This is a genomic window from Nitrospinota bacterium (genome assembly GCA_009873635.1).
In the GTDB taxonomy this organism is placed as follows: domain Bacteria; phylum Nitrospinota; class Nitrospinia; order Nitrospinales; family VA-1; genus LS-NOB.
This window is the reverse complement of sequence record WAHY01000052.1, coordinates 1-3,182: the sequence shown is the minus strand read 5'-3', so window position 1 is coordinate 3,182 and position 3,182 is coordinate 1. Positions and strand designations below refer to the sequence as shown.

At 44.8% G+C, this 3,182-nt stretch carries 4 protein-coding genes; 3 read left to right on the top strand and 1 reads right to left on the bottom strand.

What is annotated here, in order from left to right; translation table 11 throughout:
- Positions 1-225 precede the first annotated feature (225 nt).
- Positions 226-1,299, top strand: a complete 1,074-nt coding sequence (locus tag F3741_12925; protein ID MZG31679.1) for a hypothetical protein — start codon at positions 226-228, stop codon at positions 1,297-1,299.
- Between the two features lie 5 nt (positions 1,300-1,304).
- Here the strand turns inward: F3741_12925 and F3741_12920 are convergent, their stop codons facing one another.
- On the bottom strand, positions 1,305-1,946 hold the full coding sequence (locus tag F3741_12920; GenBank protein ID MZG31678.1) for an arylesterase: 642 nt from the start codon (positions 1,944-1,946) through the stop codon (positions 1,305-1,307).
- 58 nt (positions 1,947-2,004) lie between these two features.
- On the opposite strand from F3741_12920, the gene F3741_12915 reads away from it, so the two are divergent.
- Together F3741_12915 and F3741_12910 are read left to right on the top strand one after the other, a co-directional pair.
- Positions 2,005-2,679, top strand: coding sequence for an ABC transporter ATP-binding protein (locus F3741_12915; protein ID MZG31677.1), 675 nt, complete (start codon positions 2,005-2,007; stop codon positions 2,677-2,679).
- Positions 2,676-3,182, top strand: a 507-nt coding sequence (locus F3741_12910) for an ABC transporter permease (protein ID MZG31676.1), incomplete at its 3' end; no start/stop codon positions are given. The genes F3741_12915 and F3741_12910, both read left to right, overlap by 4 nt.

Genomic DNA, 3,182 nt, shown 5'->3' with positions numbered 1-3,182 from the left:
AACAGAGAATAAACCTGTTGAAAACCCAGATTGGCCATCGCAACATCCCGCGTGTTTGGGTAAACAAGAAGTACCCGCAAATCCCGTTGCGAAACGGTCGAGCCCACAGTAGTTCCAGATAAAGAAGAAACCTGCATAAACACCAATAAAAAAATTCAGCCTTTGATCATTTAAGAGTTATTATCATACTCTAATAAAAGGATCATAGAAAGGAAACCGCTTTAAATGATGGACCCGGAAAAAAGAATGCAGGATTACCTTCAAAAAATCGCCGCTGGCCCCCGTTTAAGCAAAGACCTTGCAGAAGAAGAGGCAGAAGATGCTTTGGCAATGATTCTTGATGACCAGATTTCAGAGGTGCGTTCAGGGGTCTTTCTCATTGCCGCCCGCATGAAGTTGGAAACTCTGGCCGAGAATATTGGTTATTGGCGTGCACTGCAAAATCGCGTGAATCCTGTGACAATTAATCTTGAACAACTACTGCAAATTGCCGATCCTTTTGATGGATTCCAGCGCATTCCCTATTTTGGGTTTTATGCGATCCCGGTCATTGCCCAACTAGGCCTGCCGGTTTATGGTCATTCGGCTCTGCCTCTACCCCCAAAATTCGGCATCACGTTTGAAGAAATTTTACAGAAGCACTACAAAGTCGCTGAAGGAAAACAGCGTCTTGAATTGCTGGAAAAGTATCGATTCAGTTATCTCAGCACTTCAAATACTCTGCCACAATTGGAAAAATTAAGATCATTAAGAACTGAAATCGTCAAACGACCCATGCTCGCGACGCTGGAAAAAATTCTATTACCTGTTCAAGCCCGAAAAAATATCCTCGCTACCACCTATTTCCACCGTGGCTACGAAACTGCACTCACAGAAATCGGCAAACTCAGCGACTTCGATAAAGTAATTGTTGGAAACGGCATGGAAGGCACCACCCTGTTCGGGGTGCACAAAGAAGCCAAAGTATTTATTCAGGAAAAGTCGGAAGATGCGGAGCAAAACAACTTGTCCTTGAAAACCCTGTATAACGAAGAAACAGCACAGCTTATTGCAGAGGCCCATGAGGAGTTAAAGCAGGCAGAGTCTAACCTTGAAACCATAATCAGGATGGGTGAAAAGGCTTTGAAAACAGGGCAAGGACCTGCAAGCATACAAATCGCCAGTCAGGCTGGAACATTGGCCCATCTCTCAGGATTGTTTGAAAACGCCCAGGAAGGTTTTAAGAAAGCTACCGCAGTGCTGGAATCGGGTAAAGTTTATGAGTCGTTCATGAGTTGGATCAATAACGCAAAGAATTGAGGAAATTATTTATTCAACATGGGTTTAAGTTTTTGCCAGACAAGTTCGGTAACAATGCTGTAACCTGAAGCAACTGGATGCAATCCATCCGGCTGGGTATGTTCTCTCACCCCGGCCACTCCTTCCAGCAAAAAAGGGAGCAACACCAGATCGAATTTCCTGGCCAGCTCAGGAAAAACAATTTCAAATTTCCGCATATAATCTTCTCCATAGTTGGGCAAAGCTTTCATTCCAGCAAGCAATACGCGGGCATTGTGTTCGCGACAGATATCAATCATGGTTTCCAGGTTTTTGCGCATTTCATCGACAGAAAGACCTCTTAAACCATCATTGGCACCCAGAGCGAGTATCACGATTTCCGGCTCATGTTTCATCAGCCAGCGAATGCGGCGCACTCCACCTGCTGTGGTGTCTCCACTCACTCCGGCATTGACCACCTTATGTGGAAACCCTGCCGACGAAATCTTCACCTGCAATCTGGAAGGATAGCTCTCTTCATCTTTCACACCATAACCTGCTGTCAAACTATCCCCAAAAGCTAAAACCACTGCCTTCTCCTTAGATAAAACCGGTGCCGGGAATGATAAACATAGCACTCCCAGATAAAACAGTGACCGGTAAATATGCTTAAATTTTAGCAAAATCATTAATACCTTTTTATATTACAATATAAAAATAATATTAAAAACCTAACATGGGTAAACCGTGATTGAAATAACCAATTTAGTAAAAACCCTGCATGGCGGTGGTCATAAAGTTGAAATTTTAAAATCTCTTGACCTGACCGTTCCCACAGGACAGTTTCTCGCGATAACCGGACAGTCTGGAAGCGGCAAAACCACACTGCTCAGCCTGATAGCCGGACTCGACACACCCACCAACGGTCAAATTGTGATTGATGGGCAGGATATGACGAAACTCAACGAGGATGAGCTTGCCATCCTGCGTGGTAAAAGATTTGGTTTCATCTTCCAGAACTTTCACCTTATCCCGACTTTAACGGCACTGGAAAACGTGGTGCTCTCTGCAGAATTGAACAACACACCCAGCGCCACCAAAAAAGCCAACGATCTTCTCGGAACAGTGGGACTGGGTGACCGGCTGCATCACTATCCAGCACAACTTTCCGGTGGTGAGCAACAACGCCTGTCTCTTGCACGAGCTTTTATCAATGAACCCGACATCGTTCTCGCAGATGAACCCACAGGAAATCTCGACACCAAAAACAGCGAGCACATCATAGAACTCATTCTGGAACTGCACCGGGTGAAACAGGCAACCATCATCCTGGTGACTCATGAGTTGCATGTCGCTAAACGTTCCGAACGAATTCTTACTCTTGCTGATGGTCAGATCATTTCCGATCAAATGAATCCATGAAATCCTCACAACTGAACTACCGCCAGCTTTTTTCATTAATGATCGCCGAGTCTCGTGGCGCAAAAAGAAGGATGCTGTTTTTTATTATCTGTATTGCCATCGGTGTTGGCGCGGTAATGACGGTAAAAAGTTTTTCAAACCTGGTGGGCGAAACAATACAGGGTCAGGCAAAAGCACTGCTATCCGCAGACCTCGCTATTAAAGGAAGCTGGGAACAAAGCCAGAAAGACCTCGACTATCAAAGACAAATATTACCCGCTGAAACTGAGTTCCTCTTTATCCGGGAATTGCACGGTATGGCGCAATTCAACAATCGTGAGGAGCAACAAAAAACAGCTTCCCTGATTACTGAACTGAAAACCATTCCACTCACCGGTCCGAGATACCCTTTCTACGGTGAATTCAAAAGCAAACCTGAAAAACCTTTACAGGAGCTATTGGTTAATAACGGTGCGGTGGTAGACCCTTCCTTCCTTTTAAAAACAGGATTAAAACAGGGTGAC